This window comes from Achromobacter dolens, assembly GCF_902859745.1.
Taxonomy (GTDB): domain Bacteria; phylum Pseudomonadota; class Gammaproteobacteria; order Burkholderiales; family Burkholderiaceae_B; genus Achromobacter; species Achromobacter dolens.
Map to the genome: position 1 here is coordinate 152,849 of NZ_CADIJW010000004.1, position 19,485 is coordinate 172,333.

At 67.0% G+C, this 19,485-nt stretch carries 16 protein-coding genes; 5 read left to right on the plus strand and 11 right to left on the minus strand.

The genetic code is table 11. The features are described 5' to 3' along the window. Position 1: 1 nt before the first annotated feature. Positions 2 to 856 carry a DMT family transporter gene (locus HV783_RS05575; protein WP_054501402.1) on the minus strand — a complete coding sequence of 285 codons (855 nt, stop codon included), beginning with the start codon at positions 854 to 856 and terminating at the stop codon, positions 2 to 4. Between the two features lie 154 nt (positions 857 to 1,010). On the opposite strand from HV783_RS05575, the gene htpX reads away from it, so the two are divergent. Beyond that, positions 1,011 to 1,892 (plus strand): protease HtpX, encoded by an 882-nt coding sequence (gene htpX, locus HV783_RS05580; protein ID WP_006388347.1) that lies wholly within the window; start codon positions 1,011 to 1,013, stop codon positions 1,890 to 1,892. A gap of 138 nt (positions 1,893 to 2,030) precedes the next feature. Here the strand turns inward: htpX and HV783_RS05585 are convergent, their stop codons facing one another. Beyond that, positions 2,031 to 3,422: an L-serine ammonia-lyase gene (locus HV783_RS05585; protein WP_054501403.1), complete on the minus strand. Its 1,392-nt coding sequence runs from the start codon at positions 3,420 to 3,422 to the stop codon at positions 2,031 to 2,033. 175 nt (positions 3,423 to 3,597) lie between these two features. Between HV783_RS05585 and HV783_RS05590 the strand changes: the two genes are divergently transcribed. Continuing rightward, positions 3,598 to 5,259, plus strand: a complete 1,662-nt coding sequence (locus HV783_RS05590; protein ID WP_054501404.1) for a Na/Pi cotransporter family protein — start codon at positions 3,598 to 3,600, stop codon at positions 5,257 to 5,259. Positions 5,260 to 5,949: 690 nt separating this feature from the next. On the opposite strand, the gene HV783_RS05595 is transcribed toward HV783_RS05590, so the two are convergent. From HV783_RS05595 to polA, 3 genes are all read right to left on the minus strand, one after another. After that, complete coding sequence (locus HV783_RS05595) at positions 5,950 to 6,738, minus strand: dienelactone hydrolase family protein (RefSeq protein ID WP_175188795.1); 789 nt, start codon at positions 6,736 to 6,738, stop codon at positions 5,950 to 5,952. A gap of 117 nt (positions 6,739 to 6,855) precedes the next feature. Beyond that, on the minus strand, positions 6,856 to 7,689 hold the full coding sequence (locus HV783_RS05600) for a ZIP family metal transporter (RefSeq protein WP_064526897.1): 834 nt from the start codon (positions 7,687 to 7,689) through the stop codon (positions 6,856 to 6,858). 155 nt (positions 7,690 to 7,844) lie between these two features. Continuing rightward, positions 7,845 to 10,562, minus strand: coding sequence for a DNA polymerase I (gene polA, locus HV783_RS05605; RefSeq protein WP_144655025.1), 2,718 nt, complete (start codon positions 10,560 to 10,562; stop codon positions 7,845 to 7,847). Between polA and HV783_RS05610 the strand changes: the two genes are divergently transcribed. Beyond that, positions 10,561 to 11,265: an LOG family protein gene (locus HV783_RS05610; protein WP_445343850.1), complete on the plus strand. Its 705-nt coding sequence runs from the start codon at positions 10,561 to 10,563 to the stop codon at positions 11,263 to 11,265. The genes polA and HV783_RS05610 overlap by 2 nt on opposite strands. A 69-nt stretch (positions 11,266 to 11,334) precedes the next feature. Here HV783_RS05610 and HV783_RS05615 read toward each other — a convergent pair whose 3' ends face one another. Together HV783_RS05615 and HV783_RS05620 are read right to left on the minus strand one after the other, a co-directional pair. Beyond that, on the minus strand, positions 11,335 to 12,759 hold the full coding sequence (locus HV783_RS05615) for a M20 family metallopeptidase (RefSeq protein WP_175188796.1): 1,425 nt from the start codon (positions 12,757 to 12,759) through the stop codon (positions 11,335 to 11,337). Positions 12,760 to 12,829: 70 nt separating this feature from the next. Next, positions 12,830 to 13,813 (minus strand): Bug family tripartite tricarboxylate transporter substrate binding protein, encoded by a 984-nt coding sequence (locus tag HV783_RS05620; RefSeq protein WP_054501410.1) that lies wholly within the window; start codon positions 13,811 to 13,813, stop codon positions 12,830 to 12,832. A gap of 133 nt (positions 13,814 to 13,946) precedes the next feature. Here HV783_RS05620 and HV783_RS05625 point away from each other — a divergent pair, with 133 nt between their 5' ends. Continuing rightward, positions 13,947 to 14,891, plus strand: a complete 945-nt coding sequence (locus HV783_RS05625) for a LysR family transcriptional regulator (RefSeq protein ID WP_175188797.1) — start codon at positions 13,947 to 13,949, stop codon at positions 14,889 to 14,891. Positions 14,892 to 14,910: 19 nt separating this feature from the next. Here the strand turns inward: HV783_RS05625 and HV783_RS05630 are convergent, their stop codons facing one another. Then, entirely contained in the window at positions 14,911 to 15,771 is an 861-nt protein-coding gene (locus HV783_RS05630) for a LysR family transcriptional regulator (protein WP_054501412.1), read from the minus strand. A 106-nt stretch (positions 15,772 to 15,877) separates the two neighbouring features. Between HV783_RS05630 and HV783_RS05635 the strand changes: the two genes are divergently transcribed. Next, positions 15,878 to 16,270 carry a tautomerase family protein gene (locus HV783_RS05635; protein WP_116792296.1) on the plus strand — a complete coding sequence of 131 codons (393 nt, stop codon included), beginning with the start codon at positions 15,878 to 15,880 and terminating at the stop codon, positions 16,268 to 16,270. Positions 16,271 to 16,451: 181 nt separating this feature from the next. On the opposite strand, the gene typA is transcribed toward HV783_RS05635, so the two are convergent. The 3 genes from typA to rbfA are packed head-to-tail and all read right to left on the minus strand — an operon-like array spanning position 16,452 to position 19,462. Beyond that, complete coding sequence (gene typA, locus HV783_RS05640) at positions 16,452 to 18,275, minus strand: translational GTPase TypA (protein ID WP_006388335.1); 1,824 nt, start codon at positions 18,273 to 18,275, stop codon at positions 16,452 to 16,454. Beyond that, on the minus strand, positions 18,272 to 19,021 hold the full coding sequence (truB, locus tag HV783_RS05645) for a tRNA pseudouridine(55) synthase TruB (protein WP_006388334.1): 750 nt from the start codon (positions 19,019 to 19,021) through the stop codon (positions 18,272 to 18,274). Before truB ends, typA begins: the two co-directional genes overlap by 4 nt. A 39-nt stretch (positions 19,022 to 19,060) precedes the next feature. Then, entirely contained in the window at positions 19,061 to 19,462 is a 402-nt protein-coding gene (gene rbfA / locus HV783_RS05650) for a 30S ribosome-binding factor RbfA (protein ID WP_006388333.1), read from the minus strand. Between the last annotated feature and the right edge of the window lie 23 nt (positions 19,463 to 19,485).

Consider the following 19,485-nt stretch of genomic DNA (forward strand, 5'->3'; position numbering starts at 1 on the left):
ATCAGGTCGGCTTGGGGTCACGCATGGTGCGCCAGACCGACAGCAGGCCCGCCGAAATGATCAGGCCCATCCCGGCCCAGGCCAGGCCGTCCAGGGTATCGCCCCAGAAACCCATGCCGAGCAGGGCCGCGAAGATGATCGTGCTGTATTGCAGGGCCGCGGTCAGCAGCGCCGAGCCCAGGCCGAACGCCCGCGTCATGGCCAACTGGCCGAACAGGCCGGTCACGCCCACGCCCAGCAGCGAGCTGTAGCCGGTCCAGTCCGCATGGCCCCAGCCCTCGAAGCCCAGGCCGGCGAAACTGGACGCGCACACCGCCACCGAAAAGAACAGCACCGTGCGCCATTCCGGCTCGCCGATACGGCCTAGCTGGCGGATCTGCATCATGGCGATGGCCGACATGGCGCCCGCCCCCAGGCCCAGCAGGGCCGCCAGCCACTGGTCTTCGTTGATGCTGGGGCGCAGCACGGCGATCACGCCCAGGAAACCCAGGGCCACGGCCGCGATCCGCACCGGGTCGCGCTGCGCCCCGCCCCATCCCAGCATCCAGCAGGCGATGAACAGCGGCGCCGTGTAGTTCAGGCTGGTGGCGGTCGCCAGCGGCAGATGGGAAATGGCGAAGAAACCGAGCCACATCGAAGTGACGCCGGACAGGTTGCGCCACAGGTGCAGCTTCCAACTGGTGGGCACGATCGACTGGCGCCCGGCGCGCGCCCAGATCAGCAGCAGCACCACCGACGGCAGGCCGCGGAACAGCACCACTTGCGGCAGCGTCGCGCCGTGCTCGGTGCCCAGCTTCACGAACGACCCCATGATGGCGAACATGGCGGACGCCAGCAACATCCAAAGTGCCTGCATTTGGGGGTCAGCGCTCAGGTGAAAGTGAGGGGGAAATAGGGGAAAGCGATACTATACTCTCCGTCACCGGGGCGGCGCCGGCAGTCGGGGAACTGCTGCGCCGCGGCACAGTCCAATCCCGCACAAGTCCCGCTCGCTGAGGAACAAAAAAAGCATGAAACGCATCATCCTTTTCGTCATTACCAACCTGGCCGTCATGCTCGTGCTGTCGGCCACGCTACGCATCCTGGGCGTAGACCGCTACCTGACCGCCAACGGCCTGAACCTGCAGGCGCTGCTGATCTTCTCGGTCGTGGTCGGCTTCACCGGCGCCATCATCTCGCTGCTGATCAGCAAGCCCATGGCCAAATGGAGCACCGGCGCCCAGGTGCTGGATCCGAACGCGCCGCGCAACCAGCGCGAGGCCTGGCTGCTGGACACCGTCCACCAGCTCGCCGATCGCGCCGGCATCGGCCGCCCGGAAGTCGCCATCTACGACGGCGCGCCCAATGCGTTCGCCACCGGCGCCTTCAAGAACGATTCGCTGGTGGCGGTGTCCACCGGCCTGCTCGAAAGCATGAGCGAAGAGGAAGTGGCCGCGGTGCTGGCCCACGAAGTGGCCCACATCGCCAACGGCGACATGGTCACGCTGACCCTGATCCAGGGCGTGGTCAACACCTTCGTGGTGTTCCTGGCGCGCGTGGTCGGCTACTTCATCGACCGCGTGGTGTTCAAGAACGAACGCGGCCTCGGCCCGGGCTACATGGTCACCGTGATCGTCTGTGAGATCATTTTCGGCATCCTGGCCTCGATCATCGTGGCCTGGTTCTCGCGCCAGCGCGAATACCGCGCCGACGCCGGCTCGGCCCACCTGATGGGCGCCCGCGAACCCATGATCCGCGCCCTGGCCCGCCTGGGCGGCCTGGAGCCGGGCGAGCTGCCCAAGTCGTTCGAAGCTTCCGGCATCACCGGCAAGGGCGGCCTGGCGGCCATGTTCGCCTCGCACCCGCCGATCCCGGCCCGTATCGCCGCGCTGCAGAACGCCCGCGTGATCTGATCCCGGCACAGGCCTGGGAAAAGCCCCCACGCCGCGCCTGCGGCTTGCGTCCCCCGGGGCGCTTTCATCGTGAGGCGGCTCGGCAATGAAAAAGCCCCTTGAGCAATCAAGGGGCTTTTTGTTGGGGGCGGCCCCGCCTCAGCACTCGACGATGTTCACCGCCAGGCCGCCGCGCGCCGTTTCCTTGTACTTGGTCTTCATGTCGGCGCCGGTCTCGCGCATGGTCTTGATGACCGAATCCAGCGACACGTAGTGCTGGCCGTCGCCGCGCAGCGCCATGCGGGCCGCGTTGACCGCCTTGATCGAGGCCATCGCGTTGCGTTCGATACAGGGAATCTGCACCAGTCCGCCGACCGGGTCGCAGGTCAGGCCCAGGTTGTGCTCCATGCCGATCTCGGCCGCGTTCTCGACCTGCTCGACCGAGCCGCCCAGCGCCGCGGCCAGGCCGCCGGCCGCCATCGAACAGGCCACGCCGACCTCGCCCTGGCAGCCGACTTCGGCGCCGGACAGCGAGGCGTTGTACTTGTACAGCAGGCCCACCGCCGCCGCGGTCAGCAGGAAGTCGCGCACGCCCTCGCGGTTGGAACCGGGGACAAAACGGTCGTAGTAGTGCAGCACCGCCGGGATGATGCCCGCGGCCCCGTTGGTCGGCGCCGTCACCACCCGCCCGCCCGCGGCGTTTTCCTCGTTCACCGCCATGGCGTACAGGTTGACCCAGTCCATCACCGACAGCGGATCGGACAGCGTGCGCTCGGCGCGCTGGGTCAGGTTGCGGTACAGCTCCGGGGCGCGGCGGCGCACCCGCAGCGGACCCGGCAGTTCGCCATCGGCTTCGGGGTAATTGATGCCACAGCCGCGCGACACGCAGTCCTGCATCACCTGCCAGATGCGGTCCAGCCCGCCCGCGACCTCGCCGGCCTCGCGCCAGGTCAGCTCGTTCTTCATCATGAGCTGCGCCACGCTCAGGCCGCTTTCGCGGCACATGGTCAGCAGTTCGCGGCCGGTGCGGAACGGGTACGGCAACTGGTCGTGCGCGGCGATGACCTGGCTGTTGGAGGCGCCCGCCGTGACCACGAAACCACCGCCCACCGACAGGTAGCGGGCCTCGCGCAGCGACTGCCCTTCGGCATCGAAGGCGTGGAATTTCATGCCGTTGGGGTGCTCGGCCATGGCCTCGCGGCGGTAGAACATCATGTGTTCCTTTTCCACGAACGGCACCGGATAGTGGCCCAGCAGCGGCAACTGGCGGCTGGCCCGCACCGACGCGATCATGCCGGCGATGGCGGCCGGGTCGACCGTATCGGGCGCCTCGCCCATCAAGCCCAGCAGCACGCCCTTGTCGGTGCCGTGGCCCTTGCCGGTGGCGCCCAGCGAGCCATAGAGTTCGGCGCGCACGTTCGCCACCCGCGGCAGCAGGCCGTCGCGCTCCAGCCCTTGGGCGAACAACAAAGCGGCCCGCATGGGGCCGACGGTATGGGAACTCGACGGGCCTATGCCTATTTTGAACAGATCGAAGACGGAAACGGCCACCGGAAATCCCCTGCATCCAAGAATGATCCGGCAATGATACGCGCAAGGTCCGGCCCTGCGCAGCAAAGCCCCGCGGGGCGTATGCTGTATTCACGGCACGGGTTTCCCCGCCCGCCCCGGCATGCGATCATTACAGAATTATTTCTTGTCATAAAAAGAATGGAACTGCCCCAGGATGTCCGGACTCATCACCCTGCTTGACTTCGCCGGCTACGTCGCCCTGCTGCTCTGGGGCGTGCACATGGTCCAGACGGGCGTGCAGCGCGCCTTCGGCGCCGCCCTGGGCGCCGCGCTGGGCCGCGCCCTTGGCACCCGCCTGCGAGCCTTCGCCGCTGGCCTCGGCATCACCGCCGCCCTGCAAAGCAGCACCGCCACCGGCCTCATGATCACCGGCTTCGCCGCTGGCGGCGTGGTCGGGCTGGTGCCGGCCCTGGCCGCCATGCTGGGCGCCAACGTCGGCACCACCCTCATCGTGCAGTTGCTGTCGTTCGACCTGACCTCGCTGGCGCCCATCCTGATCCTGGCAGGCGTCTGGATGTTCCGCCGCTATCCGCCGGGCCGCACCCGCGACCTGGGGCGGGTCTTCATCGGCCTGGGCCTGCTGTTGCTGTCGCTGCACCAGCTCGTCGAACTGTTCGAGCCGTTCCAAACCGCCCCCATGCTGGGCATGATCCTGGACGCCCTGGCGACCCAGCCGGTCGCCGCAGTGCTACTGTCGGCCGCCTTCACCTGGGCCGCCCACTCCAGCGTCGCCGTTGTGGTGCTGGTCATGTCGCTGGCCAGCCACCACATGGTGGCGCCGCACGTCGCCTTCGCGCTGGTGCTGGGCGCCAATCTGGGCACCGCCATCAACCCCATGATCGAGGGCGTCACCGGCGACGACCCCGCGGCCCGCCGCCTGCCGCTGGGCAACCTGCTGACCCGCATCCTGGGCGTGCTGGCCGGACTGGTGCTGCTGCCTTGGCTGCAACCGCTGATGAGCGATATGTCCAGCGACCCGGCCCGCGCGGTCGCCAACTTCCACACGCTCTTCAACGCCGTCATCGCGCTGGCGTTCCTGCCGCTGCTGGCCCCCTACGCCGCCCTGCTTACCCGCTGGCTGCCCAAACGCACCGACCCCAACGACCCGTCCCGCCCCCAATACCTGGACGAATGGGCCCACGACGTGCCGGCAGTCGCCCTTGGCAACGCCGCCCGCGAAGCGCTGCGCATGGCCGATATGCTGCAGACGCTGCTGCTGTACGCCCGCGCCGGCTTCAAGCGCGACAACCGCCACCGCATGGTGCAGGCGCGCCAACTGGACGCCGCCCTGGACAAGCTCGAAAGCGCCATCACCACTTACCTGGCCACGCTGGACCAGGAAAACATGACGCGCGACGACGTGCAGCGCATGGACGACATCCTCGCCTTCATCAGCAACATCGGCCACGCAGGCGACATCGCCCACCATGGCCTGCTCAGCCACATCGCCAAGCTGCGCAAGCAGGGCTGGACCTTCTCTCCCGAACAACGCGCCAGCCTCGACGACACGCTGGGCGAACTGATCGCCAACCAACGCCAGGCCGCCGCCCTCTTCGTCAACGACGACCTGCGCCAGGCCCGCGCCCTGGCCGGTGAAAAGTCGCGTTTCCGCACCATAGAAACGCAGGCGGCCGACGCCCACCTGCAGAAAATCAAGGGCGGTCAGGTCGACGCCGCCGAAGTCGGCGCCCTCTACCTCGACATCCTGCGCGACATGAAGGGCATCAACTCCCACCTGGTCGGCGCCGCCGCCTACCCCCTCCTGGCCCGCCACGGCGAACTCCTCCCCAGCCGGCTGCGCGAAGCGGGGAATTAGGGCCCCCACGCGGCGCGCTTCGCGCTTGCTGCCCCCCGAGGGGGCTGCCCCGCCTTCGGGCGGCCGGGCGGCGGGCCGGCCCCCACGCCGCGCACGCCTCGCGCGCTTGCTGCCCCCCCGAGGGGGCTGCCCCGCCTTCGATGCCCCACAATGGCTGCCAGCGAAGGGGCTACCCCGGCTTGAGGCACTTGTGTCACAAGGCGGCAGCATGCCCACATGTGATCGCGCTCGCATCGTTCACCAACGCTATGTGGTAGGGCAACAAGTCTCTCTTCACGACAAGCAGCCACCGAGCACACGCACCTCCGCCCGCGCGTAGCGAGCCAAGCCCCGACGCCCCACACCGCGTATGCCAGGATCGGCTGCCCGCGCAGCCGATCCTGGCGGGCCCCGCAAACCTCTCGCATGCCGCCGCGGTCCAGCAGCGCCCCATGCCTCGAAACCGGTAGCCCGGCGCGGGTGGCGCATGGGTGGGCGCGCCGTCAGATGCGCCCGGCGGAAACCGTAGGGAGCCGAAGGCGGACGAGGTTGAGCACGGGGAAGTCCGGAGCGAAGGCTCCGGACCGCAATCGCAGGCGCGCCCACCCATGCGCCACCCGCGCCGGGCGGCCTACGAAAGCAACAACGCCCCAAAAAAAACCGCCACGCAAACGCGCAGCGGCTTCTCATGACGCCAAGAGCACACCCCCCTCAAAGGTACCGCTTGAACCACTCAAGCATCCTCCCCCACCCATCCCTGGCCGCCTCCGCCTGATAATTCGCCCGGTAATCCGCCATGAATGCATGATCCGCCTGCGGATACACCACGAACTCCGACCGCCGGGCATTCTCATTGCCCGCCGCCAGCTTCGTCTTCATGATCTCGATATCCGACACCGGAATGCTGGCATCCTTGGCCCCATACAACCCCAGCACCGGCGCATGCAGGTCGTTCACCACATCGAACGCATAGCGCTTGATCAACGGACCATGCCCCGTGCTCAGCTTGCCGTACCAGGCCACGCCCACCTTCACGTTCGGATTGTGCGCCGCGTACATCCACGTCAGGCGCCCGCCCCAGCAGAACCCCGTCACCGCCACCCGCTTCGGGTCACCACCATGCTGCGCGGCCCACGCCACGCTGGCGTCCAGGTCGGCGAACACCTGTTCGTCGGGCACCTTGCTGACGATCTCGGTGATCAGCTTGGGAATGTCGGTATAGGTCGATGCATCGCCCTGGCGCTCGTACAGGTTTGCGGCCACGGCCAGGTAACCGGCCTTGGCCACGCGGCGGCAGATATCCTTGATGTGCTCGTGCACCCCGAAGATCTCCTGCACCACCAGCACCACGGGCAGGTCGCGCTTGCCCTCGGGGGCGGCGTAATAGGCGCTGATGGATCCATCGGCCACGGGCAACTGGAAATCCCCGTGGACCAGCCCCTGGGCGTCCGTGTGGATCACGGTGGGGGCGACGTTGCCGGCGGCGGCGGAAAAACTCATGGCGAACTCCTGTGTAGGGATCAACGCGGAGCCGGCGCGCCGCGGTTCGCCATCGGGGCGAGCGCGACAGGACCGGCCAGGATCGGAAGCAAAGCCGGGTATCGCGACCGCCACGCCTCAATGTGTGTGGACGTGCTCCGTGCGTGCCGCGCCGGCGCCCGTCTCGTGCTCATGCCCGTGATGCATCAGGGTCGTCACGCTGTAGATCAGCACGACACCCACGCCCACCAGCAGCAGTTGCGGCACCGCATCGGCCAGGGATACCCGTTCGTGCATCTGCGGCATCAGGTCGGCCACCGAGATGTAGAGGAAGCTGCTGGCGGCAACCACCAATACGTACGGCACCCAATCCTGGGCCTGCTGCAGCACGAAGTAACCTATTATGCCGCCCAAGGCTGAACACAAGCTGGTGAACAGGATCAGCGCGAAGGCGCGGCGCCGCGCCAGGCCGGCATTGAGCAGCACGACGAAGTCGCCCAGCTTGTGCGGCACTTCGTGCACGATGATCGAGGCCGCCGTCAGCACGCCCAGCAACGGATCGGTCAGGAAGGCCGCCGCCACCAGCACACCGTCGCACAGGTTATGCAGCGAGCTGCCGATCAGGATCAGCACGCCTCCGCGTCCCGCCTCGTGCTGGTCATGACCATGATGATGGTGATGCCCGTCGCCCTCGTGGTGATGGCTGTGGCGCAGCAGCGCGATTTTCTCCAGCACGAAAAAACCGATCAGCGACGCCAGCATCAGCCCGAACAGCACATGGGCATCGGCCACCCCGCTTTCGAAGGCTTCCGGCAACAGGTGCAGCAACGCCACCGACAGCAGCACCCCCACCGACAGACTGACCATGTGATGCAGGTAATGGGCGAACACCTTGTAGGCCAGCCAACTGGCGACAAGGACGGCGATGAGGCCACCGGTGACGGTGGCAAGCAGGACCCAGAGCAGCAGCATTTGGGGGACGTATATGGTCAGGGGAAGCGCAACATTGTATTGTTGCAGCCACAAAAGCGGAAATGGGCCGCCGGATCGCTGCGCGCCCCGAACGGCCCGATACGAGGGACTCCGGGACGAGCGGCGCTTCCCGAGCGCGCCGCTCGTCCCGGGGGTCAGTGCGCCTGTTCCCAGTTCTTCCCTACGCCCACCTCGGCCACCAGCGGCACGCGCAGCTCGGCCACGTTGCACATCAGCCGCGGCAGGGCTTCCTTGACCAGCTCCAGTTCCGAGTCGGGCGCTTCCAGCACCAGTTCATCGTGCACCTGCATGATCATGCGCGTCCGCAGCTTTTCGGCCTCGAGCCAGTCCTGCACCGCCACCATGGCCATCTTGATCAGGTCGGCCGCGGTGCCCTGCATCGGCGCGTTGATCGCCGCGCGCTCGGCGCCCTGCCGACGCGGGCCCGAGGCGCCGCGGATCTCCGGCAGTTGCAGGCGGCGCCCGAACACGGTCTCGACGTAGCCCTGCTCGCGCGCCACGCGGCGCGTGTTCTCCATGTACATCGCCACGCCGGGATAGCGGGCGAAATAGCGGTCGATATAGGCCTGCGCCGCGTCGCGCGTAATGCCCAGGTTCGACGCCAGGCCGAACACGCCCATGCCGTAGATCAGGCCGAAGTTGATGGCCTTGGCCGCGCGCCGCTGCTCGGAAGACACGTCCGCCAGCGACACGCCGAACACTTCCGAGGCCGTGGCACGATGGATGTCCTCGCCGGCGGCGAAGGCGCGCTGCAGATTGGCGTCGTCCGACACGTGCGCCATGATGCGCAGTTCGATCTGCGAATAGTCGGCCGACAGCAGCAGGCCCTGCTCGGCGACGAACGCCTCGCGCACCCGGCGCCCGGCTTCGGTGCGCACGGGGATGTTCTGCAGATTGGGATCGGACGAAGCCAGGCGGCCCGTGATGACCGCAGCCTGCGAGTAGTGAGTGTGCACGCGGCCGGTGGCAGGGTTGATCATGCGCGGCAGCTTGTCCGTGTAGGTGGACTTGAGCTTGGACAGCCCGCGGTACTCGAGCAGCACCTGCGGCAGCGGATAGTCCTGCGCCAGCTTGCTCAGCACTTCCTCGTCGGTCGACGGCGCGCCGCCCGCGGTCTTGCGCACCACCGGCAACTGCATGCGGCCGAACAGGATCTCGCCCAGTTGCTTGGGCGAATTCAGGTTGAAGGGCTGCCCGGCCAGTTCGTAGGCCTTCTGCTCGAGCTGCAGCATTTCCTGGCCCAGCTTGTGGCTCTGGCGGCCCAGTTCAGCGGCGTCGACCTTGACGCCATTGCGCTCGATCGTGGTCAGCACCGCCGACACCTGCATCTCCAGCAGGTAGATACGCTCCAGCCCGGCATCGGCCGCCACCTGCGGGCGCAGCACCCGGTGCAGTTGCAGCGTGAAGTCGGCATCCTCGGCGGCATAGTGGCCGGCCTTGTCCACCGCCACTTCATCGAAACCGATCTGCTTGGCGCCCTTGCCGCACAGGTCCTCGTACGACACGCCGCTGCGGCCCAGGTAGCGCTGCGCCAGGTCGTTCAGGCCGACGCCGCGATGCGACTCCAGCACATACGCCTGCAGCATGGTGTCTTCGGCGATGCCCGCCAGGCGGATGCCTTCGTTGGCGAACACGTGCGTATCGTACTTGGCGTGGTGCAATAGCTTGGGGCGCGAGGCGTCTTCCAGCCAAGGACGCAGGCGCGCCAGCACCTCGTCCTTGGGCAGTTGCGTCGCGCCGTCCGGGCCGCGGTGCGCAACGGGGATATAGCAGGCCACGCCCGGCGCCACCGCCATCGACAGGCCGACCAACTTGGCCTGCATCTCATCGAGCGACGTGGTCTCGGTGTCCAGCGCCACCAGCTCGGCGCCCTGCGCCAACGCCATCCAGGCGTCGAACGCCGCCCAGTCGGCGATGATGCGGTAATCCAGTTCCGTCGGCGCGGCCGGCACCTCGGCCGCCACCCTTGCATCGCCCGTCGGCACGCGCTCGGCGTCGCCAGTCAGGTCGCGCAGCCAGGTGCGGAAACCGTAGCGCTCGTACAGTTCCGTCAGCGTCGCTTCGTCGCGGCCGCGCGGGGTCAGGTCGTCGACGCTGTCGACGTGGCCGGTCAGGTCACAGTCGCACTTCACCGTCAAAAGCTGGCGCGTCAGCGGGAAGTTGGGAATGGCTTCGCGCAGGTTGCTGCCGGCCACGCCCTTGATGCCCTCGGCGCCCTCGACCAGCTTGTCGATCGAGCCGAATTCGGTGATCCACTTGGCGGCCGTCTTGGGGCCGACCTTGGTCACGCCCGGCACGTTGTCGACGGTGTCGCCCACCAGCATCAGGTAATCGACGATGCGGTCCGGCGGCACGCCGAACTTGTTGACCACGCCAGCCTCGTCCAGCACCTCGCCGCTCATGGTATTGACCAGCGTGACATGGCTGTTGACCAACTGCGCCAGGTCCTTGTCGCCGGTGGACACCACCGTGTGCACGCCGCGCTCGGCGGCGCGGCAGGCCAGCGTGCCGATCACGTCATCGGCCTCGACGCCCTCGATCGCCAGCACCGGCCAGCCCAGCGCGCGCACGGCGCGATGGATGGGCTCGATCTGGGCGGCCAGATCTTCCGGCATGGGCGGGCGGTGCGACTTGTATTCCGGATACAGATCGTCCCGGAAGGTCTTGCCACGCGCATCGAAAATACATGCGGCATACTCTGCCTTATAGTCGGATACAAGCTTGCGCAACATATTGACCACGCCGTACAGCGCACCCGTAGGTTCGCCTTGCGCATTGCGCAAATCAGGCATAGCGTGAAAAGCGCGGTACAAGTAGCTTGAACCGTCGACCAGCAATAAGGTTTTTTTCATGGTTACAAAGGCAGATATGGCAACAACTGCGGCAACAATTGCGGCGACGCCCGCCGAAAAACAAATTCCGCTGATTATGTCAGAGATACGGACGGCGGCCGAAAAGCTCGCGAACATCGGGCCGGCGGTCAGTGTCTTTGGCAGTGCGCGCGTCAGCCGCAACTCCCCCCACTACGAAACCACCGTGGCAATCTCGGCCGCCCTGGCCGAGGCGGGATTTGCGGTCATCGCGGGCGGCGGCCCCGGCATCATGGAAGCCGCCAACAAGGGCGCGTTCGAAACCGGCGGCACCAGCATCGGGCTGAACATCAGCCTGCCGCACGAAGCGCACAACAACGAATATCAAACCATCAGTCTATCGTTTGAGTACTTTTTTTCACGCAAAGCCACCTTTTTCATGCACAGCTTCGCCTACGTGGCGATGCCGGGCGGCTTCGGCACCCTGGACGAGCTCTTCGAAGCGTTGACACTGATCCAGACCGGCAAAGTCCCGCCCGCGCCCATCGTGCTGGTGGGCAGCGAATACTGGTCAGGCCTGGTCGAATGGCTGGGGGGCCAGGTGCTCGGCAACGGCATGATCGGCGCGCATGACCTGGATCTTTTCATCATCGAGGACGATCCGCGCAAGGTCGTGCGCAAGGTGGTCGAGTTCCACCAGAAGGTCAGCACGGAAGCGCAATACGCGCCCTCGCTGCCGGCCTGACGGCCGCTGGCCGGGAAAGACGCCCCCGGCAATGCCGGGCGGCCGCGAATCGCGGCCGCCCGCGCGCCCCTACTTGCGCATGAACGACGGCAGCACGTCCGCCGGAATCGGGCAGACATACGGCTGGCCGCGGCGCATTTCCAACAGCTCTTCCTTGGCGCGCGCCAGCGTCCCGGGCTGCCGATAGAGATCCGCCGCCGTGGCCGCGATGATCTTGGCCGCATGCACCATGCCCTTGTGCGCCAGCGACAACTTGCCCTGCGCCACCATCTGCCAGGAATGGAATGGCGTGCCGTAGGCATAGCAGGCGCCCCAGCACTGTGCCGTGGGCGTCACCCAACTGACGTCGCCGACGTCGGTCGAGCCATAGCTGATTTCATGCTTGCCGGGCTCGTAAGGCGCGACGCCGCTGAACAGCGGCGTCGGATTGCGCAGCACCGCGCCCAGGTTCTTGCCGGCGTTGTCGATGTCGTCGGCCGAAATCGCGTCCCACATGCGGCGCGCAGCCTGCTGTTCGCCTTCTGTGTAGGCCGGGCCTTGCAGCGCCTGCATGTTGGCGTACATGACCTGGTTCAGCACGCCGTTGGGAATGTAGTTGGAGCAGGCCTTGTCGAACACGATCTCCAGTTCGCAACCGGTCATCAGCGCCGCGCCGCGGGCCACGTTCTTGACCCGTTCGTACAGCTCGGCGGCCTGCGAATTGATCGGCGCGCGCACCAGGTACAGCACCTCGGCGCGGGCCTGAACCACGTTGGGCGAGATGCCGCCGCTGTTGGTCACCGCGTAGTGCACCCGCGCGTCCGGCACCATGTGCTCGCGCAGGTAGTTCACGCCCACGTTCATCAGCTCCACCGCGTCCAGCGCGCTGCGGCCCAGGTGCGGCGAATTGGCCGCGTGAGCCGCCACGCCCCGAAAGCGGAAATAGGCCTGGATATTGGCCAGCGACGACTGGTGGAAGATGCCGGTGTGCGAGGCCGGATGCCAGGTCAGCGCCGCGTCCAGGTCGTCGAACAGCCCGGCGCGCGCCATGAAGGTCTTGCCCGACCCGCCCTCCTCGGCCGGACAGCCGTAGAAGCGGATGCGGCCCGGCAGGCCGTTGCTTTCCAGGAACTCCTTGACCGCCACCGCGGCGAAATGCGCCGCCGTGCCCAGCAGGTGGTGGCCGCAACCGTGGCCGTTGCCATTGGGCGTTTCCGGCGACGGCTGGCAGGCATAGGCGCCGCTCTCCTGGCTCAGGCCCGACAGGGCGTCGTACTCGCCCAGGATGCCGATCACCGGGCCGCCGGCGCCCGCCTCGGCGACGAACGCCGTCGGAATGCCGGCCGCGTCGCGGGTAACGCGAAAGCCGGCCTCTTCCAGCATGGCGATGTGCAGTTCGGCCGATTTGTGCTCGTCATAGCGCAATTCGGCCAGGCTCCAGATGCGGTCGCTCAACTCGGCGTAGCGGTCGCTGCGCGCGTCGATGAACGGGGCAAGAATATCGATGGCTCCCATCGTGTCTCCAGTGGCGGTCTACAGGATCTGGGGGCGCCGGCCACGGTACGTCGCCGGCGGCGGCAAAACGTCATTCGTCGAGCTTGATGGCGGCAGTTTCAATGATTTTGCGATTGGCGGCCAGCGTCTGCGCGATGCGCTGGGTGAATTCCTGCGGCGTGCCGGTATCAGGCTCGGCGCCGAGGGTGGCCAGCCGCTGCACCAGCGCCGGCTCGGCCAGCGCCCGGCGCACCGCGTCATTGAGACGCCGCACCACTGCGTCGGGCGTGCCCGCCGGCGCCACCAGGCCGAACCAGGTCTGGCCCAGCGCATTCAATTGCGGGTAGCCCAATTCGGCCAGCGTCGGCAGTTGCGGCAGGCCCGGCAATCGCGCGGGGGCGGCCACCGCGATCGGACGCAGCTTGCCGGCCTTGATCAAGGACTGGGCCGAGGCGTACTGGTCCTGCTGCACCTGCACCTCGCCGCCCACGGCGGCCGTCAATGCGGGGCCCATGCCCCGGTAGGGCACGTGCAACACCTCTACCTGGAGGTCCGCATTCATGGCCGCCAGGTTCAGGTGACCGAGCGATCCCACGCCGGGCGAACCGAAGGAATACTTGCCGGGATGTCCCCGCAATTCGGCCAGGAACTGTGCGAAATCCGTCGCAGGAAAGGCCGGGTTCACCATCCACACCACCGGCACGTTGGCCACCGAACCCACCGCCGTCAGTTGCTTTGCCGGATCGACGCGCGCCGTACCGTACAACAGCGGATTGACCGCCATGGTGCTGACGGTGGCCATGCCCAGCGTATAGCCATCGGGCTCGGCCCGCGCCACCGCCTCGGTGCCGATCAGGCCGCCGGCGCCGGCGCGGTTCTCCACCACCACGCTCTGGCCCAGTTCCTTGCGCAGGCCATCGGCCACCGCCCGCGCCAGGACATCGGTGGAACCGCCGGGAGCGAACGGCACGATCAGGCGCACCGGCTGTGAGGGATAGACGCCCTGCGCGTGCGCCAGGAACGAAACGCCGACCAGTGCGGCGCAGACGAAAGCATGCAACAGACGGGACTTCATGGAACGGCGAATCCTTGCGTGGAAACCGGTAGCCGGCGTCACGTCATTCTGGCCAGGGCATATCCTTATTTCAAATACATTAACGGACCCATATATTCGAATTTTGAATATCAAGATCCGGAATTCCACACCCATGGACGTCGCCCCCGCCACCCTGCTTGCCCGGCTGCTGGCCAAGGGACGCCTGCGCCACCTGCAACTGCTGGCCGGGGTTGCCGAACTGGGCAGCCTGCAGCAGGCCGCCGCTCAGATCGGCATGAGCCAGCCGGCCGCCACCCATGCCCTGGCGGACATCGAATCCCTGCTGGGTGTGGAGCTGTTCGAACGTCATGCGCGCGGCATGCGCGCCACCCGCTGCGGTCAATTGATGGCCGATTGCGCACGCGGCATGCTCACCTCGCTGCGCGCCTCGACCGACTCGGTCGCGGCCCTGCGCGGCGGCGCCTCCGGCAGCCTGCGCTTGGGCGCCATCCCGGCAGCGAGCAGCGGGCTGCTGGCGCAACACCTGCCCGCCTACATGCGCGCCCATCCGGGCCTGCAGGTGGACTTGCAGGAAGGCAGCCGCGAACAGTTGCTGCCGCTGGCGGCTGCGGGCAATCTGGACATGCTGCTGTGCCGGCGCCCGGAGGCGGTGCCGACCGGCCTGGACTTCGTGCCGCTGCAACGGGATGACGCCGTCATCGTCGCCACGCCCGGCCATCCATTGCTCGCCAGCGACACCGCGCCGACATTGGCGCAGGTCGCCACCCAGCTCTGGATCCAGCCCCGCCCGGAACTGGCGATCCACGCCGTCTTCACCGCTTTCTTCGAACGCGCCGACGTAGTCCCGCGGCTATGCCGCCTGGCCAGCGCCGCGCCGCCCATGCCACTGCTGATCGCCGTCATGCAGGCACAGCAGGCGCTGGCCATGGTGCCGCTGACGCTGGCCGGCTGGTATCTGCAACATGGCCACTTTCAGCGCGTGCGGATCGAATCACCGGGCGCCTTCCAGCCCATCGGCGCCATCGTCGGACAGGCGGGTCCGGGCCGCGACTTTCTGCACTGGCTGATGCGCGCCCCGCAACAAACAGCCTCCTGACCGCCGCCTCCAGACTGGCTCACCGCAGCGCCCGCTCGATCGCCTCGCGCGCCTGGCCGATAAAGGCATCTTCGCCCGGCCGCGCCGGCAACAGTCGGAATTCGACGTCGGGCAATGGCGGCAGGCCGGGCGCCTGCAGGCGGCCGATGCCTGGCGCCAGCGCCGACTCGTTCAGGCAGGCCACGCCCAGCCCCGCACCGATCGCCAGTTGCAACCCCGCGACGCCCGAGGCCACGTGCGCCACCGCGTAGGGCACGGCGCGCCGCGCCAGCAACCGCTCGGCGTACTGGCGCAACGCGCAGGTCTCGGGCAGCGCCAGCAACGGCAACGGCTCCGGCGGCGCCGGCGCGCCCTCGGCCCCCATCCACAGCAGCGACTCACGCCGCAGCAAGGGTCCCAACGCCCGCCCTTTCGACGCGCCGCGCTCCAGGATCACCATCGAGATGCCGACATCGACTTCGCCGCGTTCGTAAGCGGCCTCGATCGCGCCGCTTTTCATGATGGTGACGTGCATGCGCACCTGGGGATACTGCTCGTTCAGGCGACGCAGCAGACGCGCCACGTCGCCAGGCCGGAAGTAGTCGGTGATGCACAGCCGCAACTCTCCACGCAGCGCCACGCCGCGCAGGTCGCGGTAGGCTTCGTCGCTGAGCGCCAGGATGGCGCGCGCATGCGCCAGCAGCCGTTCGCCGGCGGGGGTGGCAACCACGCCAGACTTGCCGCGTATCAGTAGCGGCTGGCCAGCCCGTTCCTCCAGCTTGCGCATCTGCTCGCTGACGGATGACTGCGACAGGAACACCTTGGGCGCGGCCGCCGTCAGGCTGCCCGCATCCAGCACGGCCACCAACGTTCGCAACTGGTCGAGATCGAACCCGGACATGGCTTATCCAACGGCTTAAACGATGGAAGGAATCGTAAATTCCCGCTTTTCCGATGTCAATGCCGTCCCTACACTGGCTCCATTCCCCTCACCCAAGGAGCCTGTCATGCCCCACATCGTCGTCCACGTTTCCGGCCAGCCCGACGCCGCCCGCAACCGCCGCCTCGTCGATTCGGTCGTCGGCCTGACCCAGTCGGTGCTCGGCAAGAAGCTGCCCGTCATCGCCATCACGCTGCAGCACATCCCCCACGACCAATGGTTCATCGGCGCGCGCCCGCTGTCGGAACTGGGCAGGAACGCCTTCCACCTGGACATCAGCGTCACCGACGAGACCAACACCAAGGCCGAGAAAGCCCGCTTCATCCAGGAAATCTACGCAGCCTTCGGCGAGATCCTTGGCGAGCTGCACGAATGCTCCTACGTGCACGTGATCGACGCGCGCGCGGCGGCCTATGGCTATGGCGGCAAGACGCAGGAATACCGGCACCAGCACGCCTGATGCCGCGTGCCGGCGCACGGGCGGCCGCCGCTGCGCCGCCTGGTCGGCAGCGTGTACGCCGTCGACCGCTTGAACAGCGCCACCGGCAAGCCCGCGGCCACGAATGAAAAAAAGCCGCGCACCCCGAAGGGTGTGCGGCTTTCCGATTGCCAGGCGCGCGGGGCCTGAACCCCGCCCCGCCTTACACGGCGGATTCGCGCGCGGCGCGCTTGCGCTCGTTTTCCTGCAGGTAGCGCTTGCGCAGACGGATCGACTTGGGCGTGATTTCGACCAACTCGTCGTCGTCGATGAATTCCACGGCGTATTCCAGCGACATCTGGATCGGCGGCACCAGGCGCACCGCTTCGTCGGTGCCCGAGGCGCGCACGTTGGTCAGCTGCTTGCCCTTGATCGGGTTCACGACCAGGTCGTTGTCACGGCTGTGGATGCCAATGATCATGCCTTCGTACAGCGCATCGCCCGGGTTCACGAACATGCGGCCGCGATCCTGCAGCTTCCACAGCGCGTAGGCCACGGCGTCGCCGTTGTCCTGGCTGATCAGCACGCCGTTGCGGCGCTCGCCGATCGAGCCTTCCTTGATGGGCGCGTATTCGTGGAAGATGTGGCTCATCAGGCCGGTGCCGCGCGTCAGCGTCAGGAACTCGTTCTGGAAACCGATCAAGCCGCGGGCGGGGATCAGGTATTCCAGGCGGGTGCGGCCACGGCCGTCCGGCTGCATGTCCTGCAGATCGCCCTTGCGGCGGCCCAGCTCTTCCATCACGCCGCCCTGGTGGGCGTCTTCGACGTCGATGGTCAGCGACTCGAACGGCTCGCACTTGACGCCGTCGACTTCCTTGAACACCACGCGCGGACGCGACACCGCCAGCTCGTAGCCTTCGCGGCGCATCGTTTCCAGCAGGATGGTCAGGTGCAGTTCGCCGCGGCCCGACACTTCGAACACGGTGTCGTCGCCGGTGTCGCGCACGCGCAGCGCCACGTTCGACTTCAGCTCGCGGTCCAGGCGGTCGCGCAGTTGGCGGCTGGTGACGAACTTGCCTTCACGGCCCGCCAGCGGCGAGGTGTTGACCATGAAGTTCATGGTCAGCGTCGGCTCGTCGATGCGCAGCATCGGCAGCACGTCCTGCGTCACGGGGTCGGTCACGGTGCAGCCGATGCCCAGGTCTTCGATACCGTTGATCAGCACGATGTCGCCGGCTTCGGCTTCATCCACCACGATGCGCTCCAGGCCGTGGAACTTCAGCACCTGGTTGATGCGGCCGCGGCCGCCCTGGCCCTCGGGACCGAACTTGTAGGCCACTTCCATGCCGGGACGCATGCGGCCGCGGTTGATGCGGCCCACGCCGATCTTGCCGACGTAGCTGTTGTAGTCCAGCGAGATGATCTGCATCTGCAGCGGGCCGTTGGGATCGTCGTCGCGCTGCGGCACGTGCTGCAGGATGGCTTCGAACAGGGGGCGCATGTCGCCTTCGCGCACGTCCGGGGTCAGGCCGGCGTAGCCGGACAGGCCCGAGGCGTACACCACCGGGAAGTCCAGTTGCTCGTCGGTCGCGCCCAGCTTGTCGAACAGGTCGAAGGTGGCGTTGATGACGAAGTCGGTGCGGGCGCCCGGACGGTCGACCTTGTTGACCACCACGATGGGCTTGAGGCCCAGGGCCAGCGCCTTGCGGGTCACGAAGATGGTCTGCGGCATCGGGCCTTCGACGGCATCGACCAGCAGCAGCACGCCGTCGACCATCGACAGCACGCGCTCGACTTCGCCACCGAAGTCCGCGTGCCCCGGGGTGTCGACGATGTTGATGTGCGTGCCTTCGTATTCAACGGCACAGTTCTTGGCCAGAATCGTGATGCCGCGTTCTTTTTCCAGGTCGTTCGAGTCCATGACCCGTTCGGTCAGCGCCTGGTTTTCGCGGAAGGTGCCGGATTGGCGCAGCAGCTGGTCGACCAGGGTGGTTTTACCGTGGTCCACGTGGGCGATGATGGCGACGTTGCGCAAGGCGCGAGTCATAGCGAGTCCTTTAAGGTGGTGGCGGGCAGCAAGCCCGCCGGCAATTCGTTCAGTGCAAGCAATGCCTGCTTGGGGTCTGGCATCGCCTGCAAGGCATCCAGCGCAACGGCGCGTTCCAGAGAAAATGGCCCGACGTGCGTGCGCCGCAGCGCCGCCAGGTGGGCGTAACAGCCCAGCGCGCGCCCGATGTCCTGGGCCAGCGTCCGGATGTATGTGCCTTTACTGCAAGCCACATCGATCTCTGCCTGCGTCCCGTTCAGGGACAGCAGCTCGATGCGGTAAATCGTAATCTGCCGCGGCGGGCGTTCCAGCTCGATGCCGGCCCGCGCGTATTCGTACAACGGCTTGCCGTCGCGCTTGAGCGCCGAATACATGGGCGGAATCTGCTCGATCGTGCCCGAGAAACGTGACAGCGCATCGCGCAGCGCCTGTTCCTCGACCACGAAGCCGGGCGCGGCGGTAGCCACCACGTTGCCGGTCAGGTCGCCGGAATCGGTTTCCTCGCCAAATTGCAGCGTAGCGCGATAAGCCTTGTCGGCGTCAAGCATCGCGCCGGAAATCTTGGTTGCCCGGCCCATGCAGCACACCAGCAGGCCGGTGGCGAAGGGGTCGAGGGTGCCGGTATGGCCGGCTTTCGCCGCGTCCATGGCACGCTTGGCGCGTTGCAAGGCGTGGTTGCTCGACAAACCTACGGGTTTGTCGAGCAACAGCACACCGTCGAGCGCAAGCCCGCGTCGTTTAGCCATCGTCGGAATCCGGAAATTAAAGCAGTGACGACAGCCCGATCAGGACTGGTCTTCAGGTTCGTCGGGCACGCCCGAGTGCGGGCCGGGCCGGTTTGCGCGGTCGATGAGGATCGACATTTCGATACCACGGGCAATCTGCTCGTCGTGGAAGAAGCGCAAAGTGGGGACAGTATGAATGTGCAGCAGCTTGTACAGCTGCGAGTGCAGCCAGCCGGCCTTCTCGTTCAGCAAGGCGGTCGCGGCCTCGGGCTCGGCGCCCAGGACCGTGAAATACACCTTGGCATGCGCGTAGTCGGTCGACAGTTCCACACCGGAGAGCGTGATCAAGCCAGCGCGGGTCGTGTCGATCTCGCGCTGGATGATCCCGGCCAGATCCTTCTGGATCTGGTCGGCCAGTCGCAGATTGCGACCGGGGATGGCTTTGGACTTGTGACGGCTCATTAGAAGCAATGCCTCGCGACGCC

Excerpts from the sequence above, each read along its gene's own strand:
- typA (WP_006388335.1), bottom strand. The coding sequence starts at position 18,275 with ATGACTCGCGCCTTGCGCAACGTCGCCATCATCGCCCACGTGGACCAC.
- HV783_RS05630 (WP_054501412.1), bottom strand. The coding sequence starts at position 15,771 with ATGTCCGGGTTCGATCTCGACCAGTTGCGAACGTTGGTGGCCGTGCTG.
- HV783_RS05595 (WP_175188795.1), bottom strand. The coding sequence starts at position 6,738 with ATGAGTTTTTCCGCCGCCGCCGGCAACGTCGCCCCCACCGTGATCCAC.
- HV783_RS05615 (WP_175188796.1), bottom strand. The coding sequence starts at position 12,759 with ATGGGAGCCATCGATATTCTTGCCCCGTTCATCGACGCGCGCAGCGAC.
- HV783_RS05635 (WP_116792296.1), top strand. The coding sequence starts at position 15,878 with ATGCCCCACATCGTCGTCCACGTTTCCGGCCAGCCCGACGCCGCCCGC.
- rbfA (WP_006388333.1), bottom strand. The coding sequence starts at position 19,462 with ATGAGCCGTCACAAGTCCAAAGCCATCCCCGGTCGCAATCTGCGACTG.
- HV783_RS05620 (WP_054501410.1), bottom strand. The coding sequence starts at position 13,813 with ATGAAGTCCCGTCTGTTGCATGCTTTCGTCTGCGCCGCACTGGTCGGC.
- HV783_RS05625 (WP_175188797.1), top strand. The coding sequence starts at position 13,947 with ATGGACGTCGCCCCCGCCACCCTGCTTGCCCGGCTGCTGGCCAAGGGA.
- HV783_RS05610 (WP_445343850.1), top strand. The coding sequence starts at position 10,561 with ATGGTTACAAAGGCAGATATGGCAACAACTGCGGCAACAATTGCGGCG.
- htpX (WP_006388347.1), top strand. The coding sequence starts at position 1,011 with ATGAAACGCATCATCCTTTTCGTCATTACCAACCTGGCCGTCATGCTC.
- HV783_RS05590 (WP_054501404.1), top strand. The coding sequence starts at position 3,598 with ATGTCCGGACTCATCACCCTGCTTGACTTCGCCGGCTACGTCGCCCTG.
- polA (WP_144655025.1), bottom strand. The coding sequence starts at position 10,562 with ATGAAAAAAACCTTATTGCTGGTCGACGGTTCAAGCTACTTGTACCGC.
- truB (WP_006388334.1), bottom strand. The coding sequence starts at position 19,021 with ATGGCTAAACGACGCGGGCTTGCGCTCGACGGTGTGCTGTTGCTCGAC.
- HV783_RS05600 (WP_064526897.1), bottom strand. The coding sequence starts at position 7,689 with ATGCTGCTGCTCTGGGTCCTGCTTGCCACCGTCACCGGTGGCCTCATC.
- HV783_RS05575 (WP_054501402.1), bottom strand. The coding sequence starts at position 856 with ATGCAGGCACTTTGGATGTTGCTGGCGTCCGCCATGTTCGCCATCATG.